This is a genomic window from Caballeronia sp. dw_19 (assembly GCF_018449515.1).
Lineage (GTDB): Bacteria > Pseudomonadota > Gammaproteobacteria > Burkholderiales > Burkholderiaceae > Caballeronia.
In genome coordinates, this window is sequence record NZ_JAAVUQ010000002.1 from 66,630 (window position 1) to 90,031 (window position 23,402).

General features: G+C 58.6%; 25 protein-coding genes and 1 pseudogene. 16 read left to right on the forward strand and 10 right to left on the reverse strand.

Translation table 11 applies throughout. The annotated features are described in order from the left end of the window. The first annotated feature begins 49 nt into the window (after nucleotides 1–49). The 8 genes from HB376_RS03190 (at nucleotide 50) to HB376_RS03225 (ending at nucleotide 4,759) form a co-directional block, all read left to right on the forward strand. Complete coding sequence (locus tag HB376_RS03190) at nucleotides 50–2,029, forward strand: tail fiber domain-containing protein (RefSeq protein WP_213761983.1); 1,980 nt, start codon at nucleotides 50–52, stop codon at nucleotides 2,027–2,029. A gap of 95 nt (nucleotides 2,030–2,124) precedes the next feature. Then, on the forward strand, nucleotides 2,125–2,442 hold the full coding sequence (locus HB376_RS03195) for a hypothetical protein (protein WP_213761984.1): 318 nt from the start codon (nucleotides 2,125–2,127) through the stop codon (nucleotides 2,440–2,442). Continuing rightward, complete coding sequence (locus tag HB376_RS03200) at nucleotides 2,439–2,702, forward strand: hypothetical protein (RefSeq protein WP_213761985.1); 264 nt, start codon at nucleotides 2,439–2,441, stop codon at nucleotides 2,700–2,702. Before HB376_RS03195 ends, HB376_RS03200 begins: the two co-directional genes overlap by 4 nt. Beyond that, nucleotides 2,699–3,355 (forward strand): lysozyme, encoded by a 657-nt coding sequence (locus tag HB376_RS03205; RefSeq protein WP_213761986.1) that lies wholly within the window; start codon nucleotides 2,699–2,701, stop codon nucleotides 3,353–3,355. The genes HB376_RS03200 and HB376_RS03205 overlap by 4 nt, the downstream gene beginning before the upstream one ends. Next, nucleotides 3,346–3,729, forward strand: coding sequence for a hypothetical protein (locus HB376_RS03210; RefSeq protein WP_213761987.1), 384 nt, complete (start codon nucleotides 3,346–3,348; stop codon nucleotides 3,727–3,729). Before HB376_RS03205 ends, HB376_RS03210 begins: the two co-directional genes overlap by 10 nt. Nucleotides 3,730–3,867: 138 nt before the next feature. Continuing rightward, a complete protein-coding gene (locus HB376_RS03215) occupies nucleotides 3,868–4,059 on the forward strand; it encodes a hypothetical protein (protein WP_213761988.1) in 192 nt (63 codons plus the stop codon). Beyond that, nucleotides 4,056–4,592, forward strand: coding sequence for a hypothetical protein (locus HB376_RS03220; protein ID WP_213761989.1), 537 nt, complete (start codon nucleotides 4,056–4,058; stop codon nucleotides 4,590–4,592). Before HB376_RS03215 ends, HB376_RS03220 begins: the two co-directional genes overlap by 4 nt. After that, nucleotides 4,589–4,759, forward strand: a complete 171-nt coding sequence (locus tag HB376_RS03225) for a hypothetical protein (protein WP_213761990.1) — start codon at nucleotides 4,589–4,591, stop codon at nucleotides 4,757–4,759. Before HB376_RS03220 ends, HB376_RS03225 begins: the two co-directional genes overlap by 4 nt. 402 nt (nucleotides 4,760–5,161) lie before the next feature. Here HB376_RS03225 and HB376_RS40760 read toward each other — a convergent pair whose 3' ends face one another. Continuing rightward, nucleotides 5,162–5,458: a hypothetical protein gene (locus HB376_RS40760; protein WP_255631139.1), complete on the reverse strand. Its 297-nt coding sequence runs from the start codon at nucleotides 5,456–5,458 to the stop codon at nucleotides 5,162–5,164. 373 nt (nucleotides 5,459–5,831) lie between these two features. Between HB376_RS40760 and HB376_RS03235 the strand changes: the two are divergent. Further along, nucleotides 5,832–6,170, forward strand: a pseudogene (locus HB376_RS03235) (winged helix-turn-helix domain-containing protein); the annotation flags it as partial. A gap of 74 nt (nucleotides 6,171–6,244) precedes the next feature. On the opposite strand, the gene HB376_RS03240 reads toward HB376_RS03235, so the two are convergent. Together HB376_RS03240 and HB376_RS03245 are read right to left on the reverse strand one after the other, a co-directional pair. Next, nucleotides 6,245–8,083 (reverse strand): ATP-binding cassette domain-containing protein, encoded by a 1,839-nt coding sequence (locus HB376_RS03240; RefSeq protein ID WP_213761992.1) that lies wholly within the window; start codon nucleotides 8,081–8,083, stop codon nucleotides 6,245–6,247. After that, entirely contained in the window at nucleotides 8,080–8,955 is an 876-nt protein-coding gene (locus HB376_RS03245) for an extracellular solute-binding protein (RefSeq protein WP_213761993.1), read from the reverse strand. The genes HB376_RS03240 and HB376_RS03245 overlap by 4 nt, the downstream gene beginning before the upstream one ends. Nucleotides 8,956–9,190: 235 nt before the next feature. On the opposite strand from HB376_RS03245, the gene HB376_RS03250 reads away from it, so the two are divergent. Further along, a complete protein-coding gene (locus HB376_RS03250) occupies nucleotides 9,191–9,619 on the forward strand; it encodes a TOBE domain-containing protein (protein ID WP_213761994.1) in 429 nt (142 codons plus the stop codon). Between the two features lie 23 nt (nucleotides 9,620–9,642). Here HB376_RS03250 and HB376_RS03255 read toward each other — a convergent pair whose 3' ends face one another. After that, nucleotides 9,643–10,569, reverse strand: a complete 927-nt coding sequence (locus HB376_RS03255) for a hypothetical protein (RefSeq protein WP_213761995.1) — start codon at nucleotides 10,567–10,569, stop codon at nucleotides 9,643–9,645. 364 nt (nucleotides 10,570–10,933) lie between these two features. On the opposite strand from HB376_RS03255, the gene HB376_RS03260 reads away from it, so the two are divergent. Then, nucleotides 10,934–11,434 carry a molybdopterin-dependent oxidoreductase gene (locus HB376_RS03260; protein ID WP_213761996.1) on the forward strand — a complete coding sequence of 167 codons (501 nt, stop codon included), beginning with the start codon at nucleotides 10,934–10,936 and terminating at the stop codon, nucleotides 11,432–11,434. Nucleotides 11,435–11,520: 86 nt separating this feature from the next. Here HB376_RS03260 and HB376_RS03265 read toward each other — a convergent pair whose 3' ends face one another. Next, nucleotides 11,521–12,696 carry a porin gene (locus HB376_RS03265; RefSeq protein WP_213761997.1) on the reverse strand — a complete coding sequence of 392 codons (1,176 nt, stop codon included), beginning with the start codon at nucleotides 12,694–12,696 and terminating at the stop codon, nucleotides 11,521–11,523. Between the two features lie 265 nt (nucleotides 12,697–12,961). Between HB376_RS03265 and HB376_RS03270 the strand changes: the two genes are divergently transcribed. Beyond that, entirely contained in the window at nucleotides 12,962–13,519 is a 558-nt protein-coding gene (locus tag HB376_RS03270) for a nitrogen fixation protein NifQ (protein ID WP_213761998.1), read from the forward strand. A 102-nt stretch (nucleotides 13,520–13,621) separates the two neighbouring features. Continuing rightward, nucleotides 13,622–14,023, forward strand: coding sequence for a winged helix-turn-helix domain-containing protein (locus tag HB376_RS03275; RefSeq protein ID WP_255631140.1), 402 nt, complete (start codon nucleotides 13,622–13,624; stop codon nucleotides 14,021–14,023). A 1,036-nt stretch (nucleotides 14,024–15,059) separates the two neighbouring features. Here the strand turns inward: HB376_RS03275 and HB376_RS03280 are convergent. The 3 genes from HB376_RS03280 to HB376_RS03290 all read right to left on the reverse strand — a co-directional run bounded on the left by HB376_RS03280 (nucleotide 15,060) and on the right by HB376_RS03290 (nucleotide 18,345). Then, nucleotides 15,060–16,412, reverse strand: a complete 1,353-nt coding sequence (locus HB376_RS03280; RefSeq protein WP_213761999.1) for a DUF2325 domain-containing protein — start codon at nucleotides 16,410–16,412, stop codon at nucleotides 15,060–15,062. Nucleotides 16,413–16,590: 178 nt separating this feature from the next. Beyond that, nucleotides 16,591–17,094 carry a hypothetical protein gene (locus HB376_RS03285; RefSeq protein ID WP_213762000.1) on the reverse strand — a complete coding sequence of 168 codons (504 nt, stop codon included), beginning with the start codon at nucleotides 17,092–17,094 and terminating at the stop codon, nucleotides 16,591–16,593. 345 nt (nucleotides 17,095–17,439) lie between these two features. Further along, nucleotides 17,440–18,345 carry a dihydrodipicolinate synthase family protein gene (locus HB376_RS03290; protein ID WP_213762001.1) on the reverse strand — a complete coding sequence of 302 codons (906 nt, stop codon included), beginning with the start codon at nucleotides 18,343–18,345 and terminating at the stop codon, nucleotides 17,440–17,442. A gap of 275 nt (nucleotides 18,346–18,620) precedes the next feature. Between HB376_RS03290 and HB376_RS03295 the strand changes: the two genes are divergently transcribed. Then, nucleotides 18,621–19,574 (forward strand): 4-hydroxyproline epimerase, encoded by a 954-nt coding sequence (locus HB376_RS03295; RefSeq protein ID WP_213762002.1) that lies wholly within the window; start codon nucleotides 18,621–18,623, stop codon nucleotides 19,572–19,574. Between the two features lie 253 nt (nucleotides 19,575–19,827). Here HB376_RS03295 and HB376_RS03300 read toward each other — a convergent pair whose 3' ends face one another. Beyond that, entirely contained in the window at nucleotides 19,828–20,898 is a 1,071-nt protein-coding gene (locus HB376_RS03300) for a DUF4325 domain-containing protein (protein WP_213762003.1), read from the reverse strand. 521 nt (nucleotides 20,899–21,419) lie between these two features. Here HB376_RS03300 and HB376_RS03305 point away from each other — a divergent pair. Both HB376_RS03305 and HB376_RS03310 read left to right on the forward strand, forming a co-directional pair. Continuing rightward, nucleotides 21,420–22,175: an AraC family transcriptional regulator gene (locus HB376_RS03305; RefSeq protein ID WP_255631160.1), complete on the forward strand. Its 756-nt coding sequence runs from the start codon at nucleotides 21,420–21,422 to the stop codon at nucleotides 22,173–22,175. Nucleotides 22,176–22,569: 394 nt separating this feature from the next. After that, a complete protein-coding gene (locus HB376_RS03310) occupies nucleotides 22,570–22,983 on the forward strand; it encodes a response regulator (RefSeq protein WP_255631141.1) in 414 nt (137 codons plus the stop codon). A gap of 76 nt (nucleotides 22,984–23,059) precedes the next feature. Here the strand turns inward: HB376_RS03310 and HB376_RS03315 are convergent, their stop codons facing one another. Beyond that, on the reverse strand, nucleotides 23,060–23,230 hold the full coding sequence (locus HB376_RS03315) for a hypothetical protein (protein ID WP_213762005.1): 171 nt from the start codon (nucleotides 23,228–23,230) through the stop codon (nucleotides 23,060–23,062). Nucleotides 23,231–23,402: the final 172 nt, after the last annotated feature.

The window sequence follows — 23,402 nt, forward strand, 5'->3', positions numbered from 1 at the left end:
CGAGGGGCCGCGCTGCGCGGCCCTTTTCAATTTCAGAACAGGAAATGATATGGGCGCGGCTCTTCCAACGATTCAAAAGATTGCCCGGATTAGCGTAGACAGTGATCTTCTGCACACGGTCGTGCACGGCACAGCCGGTCAAACAGTCGCAACAGAAGGTGGCGTCATTCCAACCGTCGCCGGCGCACTTTCTGCAATCCAGTCATTCAATGTGCGAGGGCAGTGGGCTACCGGCACGGCCTACGCCTTTAAAGACGTCTATACCGACGGCGGCGTAGCCTACATGGTGCTGCTGGCGCACGTGGCCACTACCATCGCCGCCGATCTCGCGGCCGGCAAGGTTGGCGTCTATCAGGGCGTGCCTCCCACGGAATTCACCTCGCGGCTATTTCGAGTCGTCAACACCGTCTCTGAGCTTGAGGGTCTATCTAAGACGGCGTATAACCGCGCGTTTGTAATGGGTGACCCCGCGACAGGGGGCGGACCGTACTACTACGACCCGAGCGATACCGTCAGCGATGGCAACGGCGCAGATATTGTCGTGGGAGCCGACGGCGGCAGGTGGAAGCTCATCGGGAGCACTTCCATCGGAGTCAATGTCGTTGGAAAGCAACTGCTTACAAATACACCGCTCGGCAGTCCGCTCGAGACCAACTCAAGCTTTCAGTGCATTGCGTCGACGCAAACAACTGAACAAGAATTCATGGCTCAGTTCGAGTTCTTGAGCAGCAAGCCTTCGAGCGTGCTTGGCGGCAAAGTGACTTTGTATAGCGCTATTCAAGCCTTTGCGGGCAGCGGTCCTCCCTGGGCGTTCAACACGGTCACGGCGCTTGAAAGCGGGTTTCCTTTTTCCACCACATCTGCCTTCGGTTACGAACTCGACATAAACAACCTCGCTGGCCCGTACGGCGATTTCGGTGTTGCGAATTCTGTTGGGCAGATGTTCAACGGCCTGGGCTTCATGAACACGGCCGCGCAGTACGTGAGCACCGGGACCGGCACGCCGATCTGGTATTACGGCATCCGATATGCCGCCGGATCCGTGCAGCAAGCGACGATTCAAGATTTCTCAAGCTCGGTAGTCAGCCTCGATATTCGTGGCTCACACCAATACGGACTGGATTTTGGGAATGCTTCTGCGTTCAGCGGCGGGGCACTGCGCATCGGGTATGACGTAACAAAGGGGGCCGTGTCGAAGGGCATCGTATGCTCACAAGGTGACGACTCCCCGTTCCCCGTTATCGGTTGCGATACCAACGGACATGTGACGCTGGGCGGTTCAGCAGTGGGTAATCATTTTGTCGCCGGGCACTTTCAGCCGATTACCGACAACACCTATTTCTGCGGGAGTTCCATTCTTCGTTGGGCTGCCGTCTACTCAGCCAACGGCCAGATCCAGCCATCCGACCCGTCTCTTAAGACCGATATAGCCGACTTGCCGTCGTCGCTGCCCATCGTCATGGGTCTCAAACCGAAGACGTTCAAATGGATCGATGGCGGCTCGACGGTGGAGATGGTAGACACGGAGGAGTCGTATCAGGTCACAGAGCCGGTCGTCACCACGGAGCTATCCATCGATATGCGCAATGGCATCCCGGTGCAGGTGAGCAACCAGGTCACGCGCGATACGCCGGTCTACGACACGTTGCCGGTTGTGGATGAGTCTGGCGCTCCCGTCATGCAGACGATCCCGGCTCAGCCTGAGAAGCGCGACAGCGTGACCGGTGAGGTGATTGCACCAGCGCGGGCTGCCATGACGATGCCGCTTACCCATTCTGTTCCACGCATGGCCACCCGCACGGTGAAGAAAGCCACACTCGTCCCCCACGCCGGCAAGCGCACTCATTGGGGTTTTCTTTCCCCAGACGTCAAGACCGAAGTCATTGACAAGACGGGCATGGATTTCGGCGGCTACGTTCTCGCTGAAGACGGCGTGCAGCACCTACGCCCGGACCAGTTGCTTCCGATTCTCTGGAAGGCGGTTCAGGAATTGGCGGCGCAAGTCGAGTCGTTAAAGGGCGCGCCCTAACACCGACGAGTGATAAGCAGCACATGCATCGCAGGCCGCCCACAAGGCGGCTTTTTTTATGTCCGCGAGTGACGCGGCGTTTAGGAGGATAAGGCGTGGAAAACGAACTGCAACCGATGGCGGGTGCGCAGGAGAACGGACGGCCGTGGACGTTCGACAGGTCAGTGAATCTGCCGACTCTACTTACGTTGGTGGCAATGCTGGTCGCGACGCTCGGCTCCGGCTTCGGCATCTATCTGAATTTTGATCGCCGCATCAGCCGCCTCGAGGATCGCACCGACCATGTGGAAAAGACGCAGGACGAACAGAAGGCCGACAACAAGGAGCAGCTCACGCGCATCAACGAAAAGCTCGATCGCTTGCTATATGACCGTGCCGGCGTACGCCCCGAAACCCGAGGATGGACAAAATGAAATTCAAACTCTCGCTGGCCGACGGCTGGCAGCAGATGCACAAGAAAGGCGTGGTGATTCTGTCGAGCACGCTCGCTGCTGTCTCAGCATTCGGCCCGGTGATCCGTGACGCCTGGCACAACGTACCCGACGATCTCAAGGCCATCATCCCGGCGCACACGCAGCAGGCCATCGCGTACGCGATTCTGTTCGCGTCGATCGTTGCGGTGCGCTACACGGCGATTCGCCGCGTTCCGTCAGATAGCGGCGGTGCGCAATGAGCTGGCTCAACGCGATCTTGGGCATGTTCCAGCGAACGGCGCCATCTGTTCCAGGCACGCCCAGTGCCAACGTGCCTTCCACTTCGGCCGGTAAGCCAAGTGTTCCAGATATTCCAGCCGTTGTACCAGCAGGATCCGATTGGCAGGTTGTCGATGGCCCGTCATGGCTCGACCTCGTGCGGCCGCTTGTCCAATTCTTCGAGAGCTGCCGCCTGGTCGCCTACTGGGATGCAACCGGCAAGGTCTGGACGTGCGGTTGGGGATCCACGGGCGCGGACGTGGTTGAAGGAACTGTCTGGACGCAGACCTACGCCGATGCTCGGCTCGATGCCGGTTTGAACACGGCCGGCGCCAAGGTCGATGCGGCGGTTCGCGTGAAGCTTTCGCCGCAGCAGAAGGCCGCGCTCGTCAGCATTCTCTATAACGTCGGCGCCGGCCGGGCCGCGAAGGGCAGCGACCCGGGTCGCGATGGCATCGTTGTGCTCGCCAATGGCCAGCCGTCAACGCTTCTGCGCAATCTCAACGACCTCATATTTGCGACCGCAGCAGACCAGTTCCTTGTATGGAACAAGTCGGGCGGCCAGATCCTAAACGGGCTGGTGAAGCGCCGTACTGCCGAGCGCAGCCTCTTTCTCACAGGGACATGGAAATGACAGCACTCTTCGCATCGATCTGGCCGTATATCTTCAGCGGCGTGCTTGCGGCCGGCGGCATCTTGTTCGGCTGGCTGAAAACAAAGCAGGCCCAGACGAACGTCGCTCAGGCTGGCCAGAAGGTGGCCGAAGCGCAGACCAGCGCGGCCCAGGCGCAAACCCAGACCGCCGAGGTGCGAGACGCCGAAGCGCAGGCAAACGCCGCGGCGTCCGCCGCTGGCGCACAAGCAACCAAGGAGAGAACCAATGCGGAAAATGATGTCGCTGCTTTGCCTGTTGGCGCCGCTGATCAGCAGTTGCGGGACGATTGGACAAGAGCCGGTGAAGACGCCGGCCACGGTACAGGAGGTGCAGGTAAAGACCCGAATCGTTGATACCGGGTGTGATTGGACGAAGGCTATCTACGTGAGCAAGGGCGATGTGTTGAGCGACGAGACCGCGAAAGCGATCCTCGCGCACAACCTGGCTGGCGCGAAGAATTGCGGATGGAAGCCATCCAAAGGAGCATCTCAATGACCAGGCTGTATTCCCCGGGTACGTCGCTTTCATTCATCGAAACCGATGCTCTTGCAAAGACCTATGCATACAACGCAGACGGTACTTTGAAGACGGAAACATGCGTGAACGGCACGACGACCCTCGTGAAGACCTATACCTACACCGCCGGCAAGCTCACGGGCGAATCTGCATGGGTGGCGCAATGACCTTCGGCGAATTCATGAAGTTTCTGGCGCTGTGCGGGTATCCGGCGCAGGGCAGCGCACTCGCCGGCGGCGGCGTAGCCGGGCTGAAATCGCCAGGCGTTCTCGCCCAATCCGCAGTCCCGGCCAGCGTGACGGGAACGGCCGTGGAAACGACCCTGGCGTCCATTGTGATTCCGGCGGGCGCGCTCAAGGCTAATGGTTCGTTGCGAGTAACCACGCTTTGGAGCTATCCGAACAACGCCAATACCAAAACCGCGAAAACATACTTTGGGGGCATCGCCTTTAGCAATAAAGCGCTGACCACGTCTTTGTCGAATCAGATGCAGACGATCGTCCGCAACCGTGGTGTAACTAATAGCCAAGTTAGTTCAGCGCCCACCGCGGCCAGTGACTACGGATCATCCGGAGCGGTCGTTCAGGCAGCCGCGATCGACACGACCCAAGCGCAAACCCTGCTTATCACCGGAACATTGGCGACGATTGCTGACACCTTGACGCTTGAAGCCTACACCGTGGAAATCCTGAACCCATGATCGCGATCCCCGCGGTGACCGATCCAGAAAGCGGCGTTCAATCGCCTTCAACTCCAATTCCCGCTGACGCTATCGCTGTCGTATGCGATGGGGCGACGTACACGGTTTATCAGACGGGCGATGCACTTCCGGATGCGCCGCCGCAGGACGATGGCGTCGATCGCTAACCCCGTCGGTGCCCGTCAGCAACGATGCTCCCGTGCGTTAAAAATGCCCGCTCTTCGACGGGCTTCCCTCGTTGATGCTGAGCCGTTATTCAGTCCGTTTTGTCATTCCCTCGCACGTTCCTGATCGGCAAATTCCCGCAGTGAGCTCCACACAGTAATACAGCCAACCGATTACCAGTAAGAGCATTCAGTGCGGGTCTTTCCTCGGCATCATTCATAGCGTCCTCTTCGCGAGACTTTTGGTTACGCCAGACACATTTTGTAACGTGTCGGACGTAAGCATGCTCATCGTTTACGAGGAAGCGTGATGTTCGGTAACGCACGAGACTCACAAAAAAAGCGTATACCCGCATGGGAACGGCGTATCTGCACGGGCGTGTCCTTCGTCATGGGATTGCTGGATCAACGTCCATGGCCGCCACCACCATGGCCGCCGCCGTGACCTCCGCCGTGGCCACCTCCATTCCAATGGCCGCCGCCGTGGGGATGTCCGCCTCCGCCCCAATAGCCTCCACGATGACCACGGTAGTAACCACCGCCGCCGCCGCTCCAAATATTCACGGTTCCGTACGTTGGCGCGTAATAACCCGGCGCATAGCCGTAGCCGCCATCGTCGTAGGGTCCATATCCGTAACCAGGGGCTATCGCGCATCCGCTCAAAGCCGCCGCTGCTGCGAGAACTGCAACTATCTTTAGCATCATTCCTCCTGCATGTAATTGTCAGAAAGGAATGTGCGGATGAAGTTCTTGCTTAATTGTGTCCGGCGATTACAGGGGCGCCGGTTTGCGGGCTTTGTCCCACTCGTCGCGCAGCGTACGCGATCGGTCTATATGTGGTGGCTGGAAGGGGGCGGACTTGAACCGGTAAGCCGTTAGGTGGCGGATTTTGAGTACGACATTCACGTCTTGCGCCCAAAAAACCGATCGTCTTGCGCCCAAAAAACCGATCCAAAATGGCGCTGTATGTCGTTGATTATAAAGTGTCCAATAGTGTGTTTTGGTGGTCTCATACAGACGTCGAGAACCAGCTCTCAGCACCGCCCAGCAAAGCCCTGCAAAGAACTGATGGTTGTATCGCTTCGATTCACGCCAGCAGAGCGTGACTGTACGGGGTCAACCCGTGCAATTGAGCGGCACGCAATTCCGGCTGGCGTTGCTGTTTTTCTCGAACATCGGGCGCGTCCTGTCGCGCGATCACATCTTCGCGATGGTCTGGGGACGCGAGTTTCGCGAGTCCACACGGACCATCGACAGCCACGTGTCACGCTTGAGGCTCGCGCTGATGATCGAGCCGATCAATCACTTCCGCTTGCAACCCGTGTACAAGAGCGGCTATAGGCTGTTGCATCTTTATGGCGACACCGTCGATGAAACGCACATGCATGAGGAAGCCGCTGCTTGCACTGCGTGATACATGCGTGGTGTCTGAAAATGAACAAGCCGTCGCTGGACGGCTTGTTCTTGTGTACCTGATGCCTCAGCCCGTCAAATGGACCAGATAGTTAATTTATCGATGTCCACCGAGAACCGATGTGTTGTGCCGGTCTTCAGGCGAGCGTCATCGCTGGGAATATCGAAGATCACACCGCAGACTTTCAGCCGTGCATAACGGTCTCCACGCCGCAGTTCGATACCTTCGACCGTACCCTGGAACTTACCTTCGTCGCCTTCCTCAGACGGCATGATCGCAAGCGCGGGCAGTCGCCACATCACAGTTTGTCCCACGGGTATCGCGCTATTACCCGCAATGTCCAGGCGTAACTCACCGCCCAGTTCGACCGTGTTTGCTTCAAGCATGCGTCCTTGCCCGACATTGTGAAGCCCAAGCAATTCCGCCACGCGCATTGAAGCGGGGCGTTCGAAGACATCGCTCACCGGTCCCGCCTGAAGCACACGGCCGTGCTCGATCAGCAATACTTCGTCGGCGAGCAGCGCAGCTTCATCGGGATCATGAGTGACGATCACCGTGACCGCCGATATCTCACGCTGCAGTGCCCGCAACGATTGCTGCAGACGGCGCCGCCGCGGGGTGTCGAGTGCGGCGAAGGGTTCGTCGAAGAGCAGTAACTGGCTATGCTGCGTGAGTGCCCGAGCAAGCGCCACGCGCTGACGCTGACCGAATGAAAGTTCACGCGGCAAGCGGTTAAGCAGCGTTGAAAGACCCAGTTGATCGACCCATTGGCGCGCGCTCGCGGCATCCGCATTCAGCGGGAACGCCAGTTGTCGCGCGACCGTCATGTGCGGGAACAGACCGTAGTCCTGCGGCATATAACCGATCCTGCGCTCTTCGGGCGGCAGGGCATCGAGAGGACTTCCACCCAGCGTCACGGTAGCCGTCTGTCCGTCTTCAAGCCCCGCGATCAGGCGCAACGTCAGCGACTTGCCCGACCCCGACGTGCCGATGATCGCAAGCCGCCGTGTCTGCGGCGCCCACGCAATGTCGAGATCGAAGCTGCCAAGACGCTTTTTCAACACGATGCTCAGGCGGCGATCGTCTTTATCCGGGACCGGGTGTGCGGGGACGGTGTCGTCGGCCTCATCGCCATTGAGAAGTTCCGGGCTCAACGAAGCGCGCCCTTTGCGGCTGTAGATGGACAACGCTGCACACGCAATGGCAATGGCGAGCGTAGGCAACAGCAAGGGCATCATGGCCGGCAAGCCCTGGCCGCCGAACACCACATACGTATAAACCGGCAGCGAGTACGGGTGATACGCGACCATGACGGTCGCACCGAACTCGCCGAATGCACGCAGCCACGCCAGCGCCAGTCCGGCGCTGATTGCAGGCCATGCAACCGGCAGCGTGACGCGAAAGAAGCGGCTGCCGGCACGATGTCCCAGCGTGGCGGCCACGTCCTCGAACATGGGATCGACGGCAGCGAACGCGGAGCGCGCCGCGATGATCAGGAACGGCGCCGCGACAAACGTTTCAGCCAGCACGATGCCGGTGAACGAGTCGGTCAGCGCGCCGCCGGTCAGTTGTCCGACCCAGCTATAAGGGCCGAGAAGAAACAGCAGCAAGACGCCGCTGGTGAGCGGCGGCAAGGCGAGCGGCAATTGCACGACAAAGCCCAGCAACGCCGCCTTGCGCGAATTTGACCGGGCGAGCAGGTAACCCAGCGGCACGCCGCCCAGCAAGATGACGAGCGACGCAACGCTCGCGCTGCCCGCCGATACCGCCACCGCCGACAGCGTGCTAGTCCAGTCGACCCCGTGCCAATCCGCCGCGCCGACCTGCGGGATGCTCGCGAGGAAGGGCGCGCACAAATAGACTGCGAGCAGCGCTGCAAGCCACAGCAGTGGACGCGCAGCGGTGCGTTTCATCGAGTCGCGTCGATCACAGCCTGGAGGGACGGCGGCATGGCCTGGGCGTTACCGGTGATCGCGGGTTTGATGACGTCGACACCGTGTTCCTTAAGCAACTCGCGGCCCTTCTCGCTGAGCAGGAAGTCGACAAAGCGCGTGGCGCCCGCCGAGTTCGGTGCGTCGCCGAGAATGGTCAGCGTATAGCTCGCCTTGGCTTGCAATTCGGGTGCGGGACGCAGGGACGGAATCTTCAGGTCGGAGGTCTCGGTGGAATAGAAGAAGCCCGCGTCGAGTTGTCCGGATTGCAAGCGACCGACCAAGGTTTCTTCAGGCAGGACCTGATCGGGATTATCGGCGGCACCCAGCGTCTTTTCGACCAGATCCGGCTGGTGATAAAGCTCGGCGGCCTTGTTCACCATCTCGACGGTGAACGCGCCCTTCGGGTCCAGTTTGGGATCGGTCCGGCCGATGCGAATACCCGGCTCCTGCAAGACCTTGTCCCAGCGCTTGGTCTTGAAGTCGGCGGCAAATTTGCTGCGCGGGTTATAGCCGATCATCAGCGGCGATTCGGCGAACGTGACATACCACGTCACGTGGTCGCCGTTGGCCGCACCCATCAGGCTCGTGTTGACCTTCGGGCTCGCGCTGATGAACACGTCGCCGCGACGCAGTTTGCCCTTGATCTCGTTGGCGATCTTGTTCGAACCCGCCGCATAGCCCTGGAAATGCAGGCCGGTTTCCTTTTCAAAAGCGGGGCCGACACTGCGCTCCATCAAATTGACGAGCGACCCGGCATACAACACGTTTACGGCGTTTTCATCCGCCACGGCGGCATGGCTCAAGAGCGCGCTGGCCATGACCGCAACCGACACCATCACCTTACGGATCATTTGATTCTCCACGTTGATAAAGGGCGTAATAAAGGGCGCTATATTACGCCGAGACTTAACTTGTTCGCTAACTTCATCGACAGACATGGACATGTTTTGCGCGGCGATTCGTCCCAAGCGGGGCGGCGTGGTGCGGTTACACTTGTGGCCTGCAATGCAGATGACCATAGCAACATGTGCGTCCTGAGATCCGGGTGATCCACGCCTTCGAAGGACGCCGCAACCGGAGATGAATATGCGAACAAGTGCCCGAAATCAATTTGTCGGTGAAGTGGTGGACGTCAAGCACGGCGCGGTCAATGACGAGATCTTGCTGCGCGCCAATGACGGCCTGGAGATTGTCGCGGTGATCACGCATGGCAGCGCAGCATCGCTTGGGCTGGCCGCCGGCAAGGCTGCGTTCGCGCTAGTCAAGGCATCGTCCGTCATTGTGATGGTCGATGTGGCGGATAGCCAGGTATCGGCGAGGAACCGCTTTGCCGGGACGGTGTCGGCCGTGACCACGGGCGCCGTGAACAGCGAAGTCATTATTACTGTCGCGGGCGGCGCGCAAATTGCCGCTATTGTCACGAACGAAAGCGCGCAACGGCTGGCGCTCGCCAGCGGGAAAGCGGCCACGGCGATCTTCAAGGCGTCGAGCGTGATTATCGGCGTGGATGACTAACCTTCTCGCTAATCCGTGCTGCGTCAGTTCAGCGGAATAACCCGCAGGGTACTGGCGCTGTCAGCGGATTTCGGCCGGTCTATGACGTACAACATGTGATGCGCCGGGTCGATAGCGACGCCGCGCGCATCCTCGAAATCGTTTGCGATGACGGCAACCGATTCATCGGGGCTTATCCGGCAAACCGCCGTCGAATTGCATTTTGTATAGAGCGTGCCGTTTGAATCGATGGTCAACAGGTCGGGTCCGTTGATCTTGATTACCGTTGTGCTCAGGCCGCCGCCTTGAGCATGGTTGATCAGTCTGGACAGGCTGGTCTTCAGGATCATGTTGTCAGTCTGATCCGATATAAAAACGGTGTCGCCTTGTACGGCTATGCCAACGGGCTTGGCCAATCCAGTCAACAGGTTGTGTTCGGACGCGGTGTGGGTTGAGACATCGTAAGTAATCAGGCTGAGGCCGCCCGTTGCCGGGCTATTGCCGTTCTTGACGAACCAGGTCGAGAGTATTTTTCCCGTACCAATTGCCGCCAGTCCCAGTCTTCGCCGCATTGGATCGGTGCCCGACAGGGGCGAGACGGACCTGTCTGCGCCAATGTCGAACACGGCGCCTGCTGTGCCGAATCCGAATCGTCCGACCAGTAGCGAACCGGTATCCGCGATGCTCACCTGGCTTAGCGCATTTCCTTGTCCGGTGACCACGGGAATGGCGGCAAACGGTTTGAATGTCTTGCCGTCGGCCGATGAAAGCACGCTATTGGTCTTATCGTCAGTGATAAAGATCGTGCCATCAGCTGGGCGGATCGCAATGCCATTTGCCCGTGCATCCAGTGTGACGCGTTGTGGCGCACTTACGATTTGCGCCGAGCTGCAACCGGATAGCGCGATGACCGCAGCGGCGGTCAGGGTACTTGCGAGCGTTAGGACGTAGCGGGTGAGACGCTGGGACATCGTATTTTCCTTGGCCTGTGCGTGGGTCTGAGGCCATCAATATATCGCTTTAGGCGGCCAGGGTTGGTACTGGGCCGATTCACGGCTAGTGGCCGGGGTTTTTAATGCCGGGCGCTAACCCTGAAACCGCCAATACCCCGGAATAGACCCCTTCCAACGATCGCCAGAACTCAAAACCCGCCCACCGGCGCGAATTCAAAATCAATCGCCTGATTTGGCAACGTGCCATCCTGGCGCGCATATGCGCGGATTTATATGTTGCCTATTGTTCGCGCACTGACTTGCCGACCGCGACAGCAGCGTAATATTCACGTGGATATAATGCAGGACAAGCCGCCTGCAACCGGCCCCTGGAGGATGAGAAATGAGTGATGCGAGTGATGCCCATTCCCACGCAGTCGCGTTCGAAACCACTGCGAAAGCCGTCATATCGCTTGAAGGGGATTTTCTGCGGCCATTGACCGTCGATCTTGCGGAATTCAGGGAGCAACCCAATGTAGTTGCCGATCCGTTCGATTTGCGCTGTTATACGACGAACCGGTTTATCCGCAGCGTCGACACCTATCGCGGGGTGTTGCTGAAAGACCTGATCTTGAAAGCCGGACTGCGGCCCGAGCCTAAGGGCGAGTTCAAGCGCACAGTGTTCATTGCGGTCGCGCACGATGGCTACGCGGTCACCTTCTCATGGCACGAACTGTTCAATACGCCCGTGGGTGAGCGCGTCATTGTCGCGCATGAATGTGGGGGCCGCTCGCTTAGCACCGAGGATGGCGTACCCATTCTGTTTTCAGGCGCGGATATTCTTCCGGCACCCCGTCACGTGAAGCGGCTTGTGCGGATCGTGGCGCGGGTGTTGACGGCCTGAGTTGATCGCCTTATATCCGGAAATCCCTGATGCCTATTACGGCAAGCGCCTTTTTGCAGCGCTTGCCGGCCACCGGAAACAACGAATCAGAACTTGTGACGTAAGCCGATGCGGGCTGCAACCTGATTGTTCGCGCCGGTACCCGAGTTACCGATGAAGCTCGAGCTCGATCCAATTTCAGCCTGGACCGGAACGTCGCGGCCATTGATCGTATTGCTGCCCAAAGCCTTCTGGTAAATCACGAGTGCGTAGACGTCGGTGCGCTTGGATAGCGCATAGTCGAGCATGCTGCTGACCTGGTGCCATTTGCCCTCGAAATGATCGTCAAGCTTCGAGAATGTGTAGCCCAGGCCTGCGCTCAAGGCCGGTGTAAACGCATACTTGCCGCCAAGTTCGTAGTTGTTCAGCCTGGACTCGGCGCCTGTGATCGGATCGAACGTCGTGTGAGTCCAGTTGCCCCAGATCGTGCCCGCACCAATGGCATAACGCGCGCCCACGCCGAAGGTTTCCAGGTCGCGCAATCCGCCGGTATTCACGTTCGCGATGCTGACGCTGAACGCAGGCGTCGCGCCATTGGGGAAGCGAATATTGGTGTAGGCAGTGCCGATACTGAACGGCCCTTGCGCGTAATTCACACCGGCGCTGATCGTGCTCGACGACCCTTGCGTGGTCGTGGTGCCGGCGGTGGTGGTAGGCGAACCGGCGAACGAGCCGGCTTGATTCGAGAAGCCGTACATCGCGCCAAAGGTCAGGCCCGAGAAATTGGCGCTGCTGAACTTGACGGCGTTGTTGATACGGCTGGACGTCAGTTGATCCAGGTCATTGATGTGGAACGCGTAGTTGCCGGCGGGCGTTTGGCCGCCCATCGTATAGTTGCCGCCGAGATAGTCGGTCGAGAACGAGTACTGGCGGCCGAGCGTGACCGAGCCCAGGCCTTTCTTCGCAATACCCACATACGCCTGGCGGCCGAACAATGCGCCGCCTTGTCCGAGCGTACCATCGCCTGAACTGAAGCCGCTCTCGAGGGTGAAGATGGCTTGCAGGCCGCCACCCAGGTCTTCTACGCCGCGCAGGCCCCAACGGCTGCCTTGGGCTACGCCGTCGCCGTATTTGACCAACTGGCCATGTCCGGCCGGGGACGCGGCGTTACTGACGTAAGTCACGCCGGCGTCGATCAAGCCGTATAGCGTCACGCTGCTTTGTGCATGTGCAATTACCCCGACACTGCTCAATGCAGCTGCCGCCACGATCTTCCTTTTCATCGCTATTCCTGTCTTTAGTTTGAGTTGCCGCCGTTTGTAATTGACGCCACGCCCACGTGTTGCCCGAGGCGAAATGAGCCTTACAATCAGTCTTTCGAAATATCGGCAGGAATATAGCGGTATGTAACAATTTGGTAAACTAAATATATGTTGTTTGTATGGTTGACGAGACACGGGCTTGACTCCGGGCTGCGCGTGGCATACTCGTTTTGAGTCAAGGCTTGCCGTGACACTCCGCAATCGGCAGTATCCCCGCTACCCGGCAATGACACATTCGCTCGTGACGCGCGCCCAATTATTGGCCGCTTCGGCCTCTCCCGATGCTCCCGGCACCGCTTTGTTCGCTACCTTGCTTGCCGCGCACGATGACCTTTCTCTGCTTGGGTTATCGCCGGAACAATTCGCTTTGCTGTATGCCCGGCACTTTGGCGCAATGCGACCGCCGAAGGCGGGTTTGGTTATCCATTCGGAAGAGCAGGCCGGGTTCGTCAGCGCGCTTGTGGTCTTCCTGCTGAGTCATGTCCGGGCGGGTGGCGCCGTCGACATGGCCGATGCGGACTGTCTCGCATCGATCATTGCCCATGCGTGCTTGCGGCCGGACCATCTGTGGCGCGATCTCGGGCTAAGCGGGCGCGACGAAGTCACTGACATGCTTAGCCGGTATTTCCCGACGCTGGTGGCGCGCAATGTTGACGGAATGCGCTGGAAAAAATTCCTCGCGCGAGAACTTGCTTTGTCGCTTGGACTGGTGCCGCAGCCGGCGCCAGGATGTCCGGGCTGCGAAGATTTCGGGTTTTGTTTCGGCAGTAAAGGTGGTAAATAGAGGCGGTAAATCGTGAGCGCTGCGCCTGACCACTGGCCTGAGTGTCGCGGCTTCCTGATGCAGGGGTAATGTTGCGGATGCATGGGCCTGTCGGCCTCGTGTATGCTTTCGCGCATGGCCAAATCCGTGAAAGATCCAGTGACTCCTTCCTTGTTCCATCAGCCCGAGGTGCGTTTTCGCATGCGCATTCGCCAGGCGGACGCTGTGGCAATCGGCCCTGGGAAAATTGATTTGCTCGAGGCCGTGCATGAGCATGGTTCGATCTCGGCTGCCGCGCGCAGCCTGGGCATGTCGTACCGGCGGGCGTGGTTGCTCATCGACGAACTGAACCGTACGCTCAAGGCGCCGGCAACGTCTTCGGAAACGGGTGGCTCGGCGGGTGGTGGTTGCGTGTTGACGCCGGTTGGTGAAAAGATCGTGCGGCTTTATCGGGAGATTGAAGCGGAAGCGGCCAGGACCTGCGCGCCGCAGATTTCCGCGTTGACCAGGCTTATGAAGCGCTGATGATGAGAGGGCGATTTCGTTCGCACTTGGTCGGGGGCGGCAGTGCCGGGTTGGTCGGTTCTGGGGTTAGTGGTCGGGGTCTATGCCGGGTTGGTGTTTCGGCCTTAGTGGTCTGCGAGAGTTGGATTTTCTCTTTATCACTATTAGCCACTGTGCGTGGCGGCACGTCATTTCTTTGTCCAAAGCGACAAAGAAACGAAGCAAAGAAAGCGCTTTCAACCACGCTACCCTAAGTGTCCACAGCGTGCAGTTTTCATTCATAGGTGCCCCAAAAGCACGGTGCTCGCCAGAGCGGAGGATGTTTGAAACCCTCCTTCTCGCGAATCCTGACACGAACACGCTTCGCCCCGTACGCTCTCGGGCAAGCACGGTTCGCCAAGGGACCCGCACGGCCTCACGCGTCTTCACTGCGTCAGGGCTGCCAGGTTGGCGGCGTAGTTTGCGCCGTCGTCTTCGCGGGTTACGGTCGACGCATATTTAAGGCTTCGTTCTTTTTGGATTGCTTGCGCGACCTGCACCTTATTTTCGCCTACCATGGCTCGCGTTTTGATGGCCTCGTTTTTGCGCGGGTTAGCGATATGGTTCGAAGTGCGTACTAATCTGGTAATTGGTTATCCGCGGATAGCGCGGGGTGCCCCTTGGGCAGGTTCAATCACTGGTGGCGAAGCGTGTGGGTATCGGTGTTCGGAGAAGGAGGGGTTCACACATCCTCCGCTCTGGCGAGCACCGTGCTTTTGGGGCACCTATGAATGAAAACTGCACGCTGTGGACACTTAGGGTAGCGTGGTTGAAAGCGTTTTCTTTGCTTCGTTTCTTTGTCGCTTTGGACAAAGAAATGACGTGCCGCCACGCACAGTGGCTAATAGTGATAAAGAGAAAATCCGACTCTCGCAGACCACTAACGCCGAAAGCACCAACCCGGCATAGACCCCGGACCACTAACCCTCGAACCTAGCAACCCGCCCCCCAATCCCGACCGAGTGCGAACGAAAACCAATTCCACCTTAACCCCTTAGCAATCGCGATGCACAATGAGTTAGCCGTGCCGCAGACAAAATCGCGACGCCGGCGGCGTATTACCCGATTGCAGCGACGCTCGGCCCAACCGCGTCATCAATTCCACAAAACTCGCCACGCTCGCAGTTCTTAGCGGGTGATAATCGACCTGATGGCGGTCGCATACGCGCTTGAGCAGGTTCATGGAATCGTGGTCTATACAGTCGACCGGAAACACCACAATGTCCGCTCGCGGGAGCGCGGCGGCGAACATGCCCTTGCGGTCTTCTATGCCGCCATCATGGACGATAAAATCGCCTCCCGCCGATTCGACCAGTTGCTTTAACGCGGCGTTCGAACCGGGCCGGCCGCCAACGTACACCACGCGCTTGCCGCTCAGGTTAGTGAGTTCCTCGGCCTTTGAACCGGCCTCGCTGCCCTGAGCCACCAGCGCCTGTTCCAGCGCGTTGCATTCAGCCTGGACCACGTTGAGCATCGCAATGGTATCGTCCAGCCGCTGGCTCAAGCCGTGCGCATGGCGCTGCTCGTCGAGCGCGCGTTGCTCAGCGGTTTCCCGGCGGCTAGTGTGAATCGCAAGACGTTCGTCGCGTGCAGCCAGCGCCTCACGCAGCGCCTGGACTTCAGCCGCGAGACCTGCTTCGGACGTATCTGGCATGCGCTCCGCCTTCGCGGACAACTCGGCCACTTGCGCGTTGAGCTGGCGCAGTGACGCGTCGCGTTCCGTAGTCAATTCGTGTAGCTTGTCTTGCTGCCGCTCGATCTTGTCCTTGAGTGCCGCATTTTCTTCTTCAAGTGCAACCAGGCGGCGGATGTCAGCCCGGTTGGCCGCGCCCACCAGATGGGACAACATATGCAGGTCGCCGAACGCAGCCTGACGCACGCCCATGATGGCTTCTGGATGCGTCATCAACGCCCAGTAAGCTGGCGGAATATCGCCGCTCTTGAGTGCTTCTTTCCAGAGCGCCAGCAGGGCTTCCGGATTTTTTGCCGCTTCGAAGCGGCGCACGGCGCCCGAATAACGTGCATCAAGTGCCTTCTGTAATGCCTTGGCGCCCGCGCCGCCCTCTATGGCGAGCTCCACCGCCGCGTGATGAATCTCCAGATCCGTCGCATGTTGCCGGTCGAGATCTGTAAACTTCGGCACGAGTTTTCTAAGCTCATTCGTGCTCAGGCATGTGCCGATGACCGAGCAATGCAAATGCGAATCCAGATCCGACAGCCGCGCCCGGCGGTGCGGACTGCGAAGCTCTGCGTCGGTAGGCGCGCAGCAGGCATCCGCCGCGCCGGTGTGAGTGCCGGCATAAGCACCCGCAGCGCTGGTCGATTCAGCGGACGGCGTGCGGGCAAGGCGGAAGGGAGGGGCGGGTTGCACATTCACCTCGAATCGATCTGGATGTCAAACTGGATGTCAAACGGCTGAACAGACAACGGCCTTTAGCCTGCTCGATGAACGGATATCGAAATATACCATCGAATATAACGGTGCGAATCCGGACGGGTGCTTCGACGCAATCAACGCCGGGCGCTTCCGGCGTACAGGACGTCGACGTTCAGACAGACATGTCGCTGCTCGCACGGTCTCGATAGTGCCGCTCAAGCACGTGCTCGACGCATAAACCCACGAAGGTGGCGTCCAGGCGTTCGAGACTCCGCGCAACCTGCTGAAGACCGGCCGTGCCGCTGCCAGGTGCGGCCAGGAATACCTGATCCCGCTGCTGCTCAGCCGTTCGGGCGGTTTCGATGGCAAACGTCAGGTCGTCGAGGCGGCCGAAGTCGAGCGCGCGAGCGTGATCTTCGAGGGAAAACAAAAGGTCGCCGAGCGGCTGGCCGGTCGTGGATTCGAGGGAGCGGGCGTTACCTCGGATGTCCTCGAGCATGAGGACAAAACGGGCGACGCTTGCGCGCAGGTTCCGGAATGCATCGACCACTTCCCTGATCGCTTCTGTGCGCTCAGGATCGCGCGCCGAGTTGAGCGGCGTGATCGCGACCGACAGGTCGTGGCGCAGCGTGACGGAAGCGGGAGCGCGGGATGTTGATGCCTTTTGCCCGGACATGGGTAAATCCTCGAGATGCATGATGGGATCGGTTTCGTTGCGCCGGCAAGATGAATAATCGGGAGCAAAAGAATAGTACCGTGATATTCCGTAGAATATAACGAATGACTATTTTTTGTCTTGGAGGTTAGAGGGAACCCGGCCGGTTTTGAGGCTTTGGAGCGTTCGCAGACGGGCTGCCTTTTGTTCAGGCGACCGCGCGGTGATTGACGTGAACGGAGCCAGGACAGGCTCGTTTTTACGGCTGGAGGATCAGGAGGGGCGGGATCGATCAGGAATAAAACTGCGGCGGCTGCGGACTTGTTTCAATGAGAACAAGCCGAAGCCGCCGCGGGAAAACTCGATTTAGAGCGTCGGCAAAACCGGCCGGGTTTCAATCGAACGCTTGATCAACGCTTCCACGGCGAGACGTTCGTCGCCTGCCAGCGGCAAGCGCGGCGGCCGGACCGGTTCGGTGCCAAGGCCGACCATGGCCTCGGCCAGCTTGATGTTCTGCACCAGCTTGGCCGAGACGTCGAGCGCCAGCAGCGGCGCAAACCAGCGATAGATCGTGCGGGCTTCTTCCAGGCGGCCGGCCTTGAGCAGCTTGAAGATTGCCACGGTCTCTTCAGGGAACGCGCAAACCAGCCCCGCAACCCAGCCATGCGCGCCCATCAGGCAGGCTTCCATCGCGAGGTTGTCGACGCCGCAAAAGAGTGCGTAGCGCTCGCCGACCGCATTGATGAGATCCGTGAAGCGGCGTACATCGCCGGCCGATTCCTTGATCGCTACGAGCTTCTTTTCATCGGCGAGTTCGGCGAACATTTCTGGTGTCACATCAACGCCGTACGCGAGCGGGTTGTTGTAGACCATGATCGGCAAGGGACTCGCACTGGCGACCACGCGGAAGTGGTTGAGCGTTTCGCGGCGGTCCGACAAATAACGCAAACCCGGCAGCACCATGTAACCGGCAGCGCCGTGCTTGACGCCGAGTTCAGCCTGGCGGCAACCATCGAGCGTGCTGTTTTCCGCAATCGTCAGCAATACGGGCACGCGTCCCTGGGCTGCATCGACGGCGATATCCAGCACGTCCAGCTTTTCGTCGAGCGAGAGCGTCGACGCTTCGCCAAGCGATCCGCAGACGATGATGCCGTCGACCCCGGCCGCGATCTGCGCCTCGATATTCTTCTTCGTCCAAGCGCGATCTATGCTGAAATCCGCATTGAACTTGGTCGTGACGGCGGGCATTACGCCTTCCCAGATATGCGCCATGGCGGCTCTCCTAAAAGTGATCGGTTGAGTGCAGTCTAAGCATTGCAGAATGAGCCGTCTTGCACGTTGCGCGCAATTACGATGCCGATTTCGGCACAACGATGATTCCCTGGCCTACTTGACCGAAGGGCTTGAGCGCAGCGGAATCGGGCCGTGAAGAGGGGTTATGCGAGGGCTTCGGACTTATATAGATCTACTCCATCTATGCCGAAATCGGCATCAAATCCGCTGAGCGCTACCAAGACGGACCCGGCCCGAATTTCTACGATGTCAGCATGAAAATCCTACACTTCATCGATTCCCATACGGGCGGCGAACCCACCCGTCTCGTCACGTCGGGTGGGCCTGATCTGGGCGGCGGCAGCTTGGCCGAACGCCTGGAAAACCTTCGCACGAAACACGACGACTGGCGGGCGGGCGTGGCAACAGAACCGCGCGGCTCGGACGTGATCGTGGGGGCGTTATTGTGCGAACCGGACGATCCGGGATGCGCGGCGGCCGTCATCTTTTTCAATAACGTCGGATATCTCGGCATGTGCGGCCACGGCACGATCGGCCTGATCGTGTCTCTTGCTTACCTCGGGAAGATTCAGCCTGGCTCGCACCGGATTCAGACGCCTGCGGGAGTTGTCGAAGCCACATTGCATCAGGACGGCAGCGTGAGCGTGCGCAATGTACCGTCGTATCGATACCGGCAAGCGGTCCGTGTGGATGTGGACGGCTACGGACCACTGACGGGCGATATCGCGTGGGGCGGCAACTGGTTTTTTCTCGTGGCCGATCACGGGCAGGATCTCGTTGCAACGAACCTGACCCGGCTGACAGCGGTAACAGACGCCATTCGTGAGGCATTGCAGGCACAAGGCATTACCGGCGCGGACGGAGCGCTCATCGACCACATTGAATTGTTCGCGGACTCACCGCGTGCCGGTATCGATAGCCGCAATTTCGTGCTGTGCCCCGGCAGCGCCTACGACCGTTCGCCGTGCGGTACAGGCACAAGCGCTAAGGTCGCTTGTCTCGCCGCCGACAATAAACTAGCCGAAGGCGAGGTGTGGCGGCAGGAAAGCATTATTGGCAGCGTGTTCGAGGCAAGCTACCGGCACTCCGGCGAACTCGCGGGCCAGGCTGTGATCCCGACCATCACCGGGCATGCGCACATCATGGCCGAAGGCCGACTCTGCTTCGACAGTACGGACCCGTTCGCCTGGGGTATCCCGTCGGCCTGAGCGCGGGGCTGGCGGAACGGGCGTCCATCCAGCGAGTTCGCCGGGCGTTTCGTGGTCCTGTCGTGGTCGCGTCGGAACGACTGCTTTGATCCGTCCGACCATCCAAACCAGAGAGGTAAACCGCATAACGCGGAGAAAAGCTCGCGCCTTCATGTATGTGTCAGGCTTTGCAAATCCTTGATATTCGCTGGTTTATTTACCACCGAACTCGTGATTTAGGCATTGCACATATTCACGACTGCGTGATTCAAATTCAGTCGGTGGGTGGCGTATGCTGCCGTCCATCGCCTATGTGTTTTGCCTGTGCACGAGAAATCATTTCCCTGACTTCTTGGCTCATGTTGATAGGCATTAAGCTTATTTCCGGATGCGCATTTGCGAATACTCGGAATATCTGATCGGCAAAAGCCTGACCGATCTGATCAACGTTCTTGAAATCAAAAACAACCCGCTTAAACAGCTCTACCCGTGCAAGCAATCGCTTCGCCTGGGACCGGGAAATTAATTCATCGACTTCATATTTTGCCAAATCAACTGGAACGACAGTTTTATCGAATGCATAGTCGTCTCCCTCCGAGTATTCATCAAAAATCTTCTTTGTCGTCCGTGCTGTATGATTATTTAGCTCCATAAAAACAGTTGTTCCGGACTGAGCTTTTGATCGCTCGAGCAGCCAGTCTTGAGGTTTACCTCTTTCGTGAGCGAAATAAAGGCCACCAGACAGGATCTCGAACTTGTCGAACATTCTTGACGTAAAAAAGATTCCTTCGCCTGAGTGATTTCGAGGGTCTGTTGTTAATTTTCCTTTTGCCAGCTCAAAAATAGCATGACGCTCGTCAAGCAAATCAAATTCGGACTGGATTTTCTTGAAAATTCCTACGCCATCGTCTGAAATCATGACTTCTGTAGATACGGCGGTTTTATTTATTGTTACATAGACTGAACTGCCGCCGGAATGATCTATGGCGTTATTGAGCATTTCCGTAAATCCATGATGCCATATATTCAGAACGTTATCAGGGAGAGGTTTAATGGTTTCCCTGATGTCTGTACGCCAAATTACGTCCTCTTGCAACTCGGTCGCTAATTGATAGTTAAATCTTTTTGCGAACAAAGGTGCAAGTTTGTAAATCGGTGCGCGGGCACTGCCTTCCTTTGTTATCGTTCCTTGCTCGCGCAATTTGAGTAAATGTTTATTTACCGCCTGTCGGCTGATGGCAAATTTTTCAGCAGCGAGCGCCGCTATATCGCCATTATGCGACTCGATATTAGCGAGTATAAAACTGCGCACCAATTCACCCTTTTGTCGCACCTTGCTAGACATGCTCGTTCCTTTGTCAACTTATCTATGCTGAATTGTCAACCTTAAGAGTTGATTCGTCAACCTTGAACATGGCTTTGTTTTCACCTGCTGTGGTGAAAGCTGATCGCTGCTGGAGCAGCTTCGATCGCTTGCGAAGGGTCCATCTAAACGGTGGATTCTCTGACTGGCTCAAAGATAAATTCATTTTGTGCGGCTGGTCTAAGGCACTTCATTGACCGCTGCCGAGCACCGCGCCACTGCATTGGTCGGCAGCCGATCCCCATTCGGCCCCAAGCCTCCCTGTCGTCAGCCCCAATTTTGACGGACGCTTCTCGCCTCTATAATCGGGCGCAGCGCGGTGCGCGCCTATCCACGCGGCATACGTGGCATGTGCGGCACTTGCGGACCCCGACGACGCCAGCGAGATGCGAATGACCACTACGACGGACCGTCCGGCGCAGGCTGAGCCCGACCACGGCGCCGCGCCACCCGGCTTGCACGCCACGCTGCAGGCCCCTGCGGGCGCCGCGACGCTCGAGGCCATGCTGCAGCATTTCAGGCTGCTGGAACCGGTCTTCGACGCGATGCCCGATATCGTTTTCTTCGTGAAGGACGCGCAGGCGCGTTACGCCCTGGTGAACCGTGCGCTGGCTTCGCGCTGCGGCCTGAAAGACAAGCTGGGGCTGCTTGGCAAGACCGCGGAAGAAGTCTTCCCGCAACGTTTTGGCCGCATTTATACGGCGCAGGATCAGTCGATCATCGCGCAGGGCAGCCCGATGATCGACCAGCTCGAACTGCATCTCTACCCGGCGCGCCAACCGGGCTGGTGCATGACGTCCAAGCAGCCGCTCCACGATGCACACGGCACGGTCGTTGGCCTGGCCGGCATCTCGCGCGACCTGCAGGCGGACGAAGGGACGCATCCGGCTTACAGCCGGCTCGCGGCTGTCGTCCAGCATATCCAGAGCAACTTTGTGCAGCCGCTGAACATGCCGCATCTGGCGGCGATGGCGAACATGTCGATTGCCCAGCTCGAGCGTTATTTCCACAAGGTCTTTCATCTGACACCGCGTCAGGTGCTGCTCAAGACGCGGCTCGATGCGGCTACCGCGCTGCTTGTCACGCACGACAAGGTAACCGACGTAGCGGCGTTATGCGGCTACACGGACCACAGTGCGTTCACCCGACAGTTCAAGGCGACCGTGGGCCTGACGCCGACCGAATATCGCGCGCTGTTGCGCTCGCATCATGTGGTGACGCATCCCGCGACACATGCTGCAGCAAAGCTTTCATTGTGATTATCAGAGTCGATAAGTCTGAACTTTCAAAACGGCACGGCGGATAAAAAATTACCTGCGCGGTGGCAAATGCGGGCCGGCGCGTGCCTTCGCGCAGAGCTGGCGCGAACACCTTAGGGTTCGCGCAAAGCCCCGCGCAGAGGAGCTTCCGCCGTCGTTCCTCATGCAGTTTCTGCGCTCGGTCTATTTTTTGCTGCAAGCTTGGTCGACTACGCAATGAGGCATACTGCGCCCGTTGAATTTTTAATCCGCGTGACGTTCGACACCGGCGCGCGCGGCCGCTCACACGGTGCCGCATGGATCTCATGCCGTCGTGCCGCAAGGTCCGCAGTGAGTGAGACGCGAGAGCCGCGACATTGGCACTGGAATCCTGTTTGGGCTGTTAGAAAAGATAATGATGAATGAAGTAGCGAGACTGGGACATACCAGGATTGTGCTGATCGAAGATGACCTGGAAAGCCGCGAGTCACTGCGAATGCTGCTGGAGGAGGAAGGCGCGGAAGTCGTCGCCGTGGAGGACGCCGAAGAGGGCGCCGAGACGGTCATCCGGGAGTTGCCCGACGCAGTTATCTGCGATATCGATCTGCCGATGATGGATGGTTTTTACCTGATCCAGCGCCTGCGCGACCATGAGATTCGAGGCAACCTGACGCCATCGATAGCGATTGCCCTGACAGGGCACGACGGAGACGAATATCGCTTGCGAAGCATCGGCGAAGGGTTCCAGCACTTCATGACGAAGCCTGTGCATCCCGATGTGCTGGTGAGGCTAATACAGCAGTCGCTTAGTACGCGCGTGCTGTCCTAGCGTTCTATACGCCTCTCGCCGCCAAAACGTGCAGGACGGGCTTGTCCTGCGCGCTGAAGCCCCTTTGATGGCGGTCCTATGACCGGTCGCGGTTGCGCGCGCGGGTGGCGCCGGTAATCACCGCGATGCCCAGCAAGATCACGTCGACAATCATGATGGTGTGTTGCGACACATGCATGGCGACCAGCGCCCATGACACGCCGCCGATCAGTATCAGCCAGCCCAACAGATAAATAACCAGGGTCATTGAATTGTCCTTTTGCGTTGTTTTGATCCGGCAAAGCGCGCGTTCGATCATTAGCCCCTTGCACAAAGCGGGCCGCACCCCATCAATCAGGCACTTAACCGAAGATAACCTCGGTGCGTATACCGAACGCGAACGCCCGTACACAGCCATGTTGTATTCTTGGCGCGTTTGC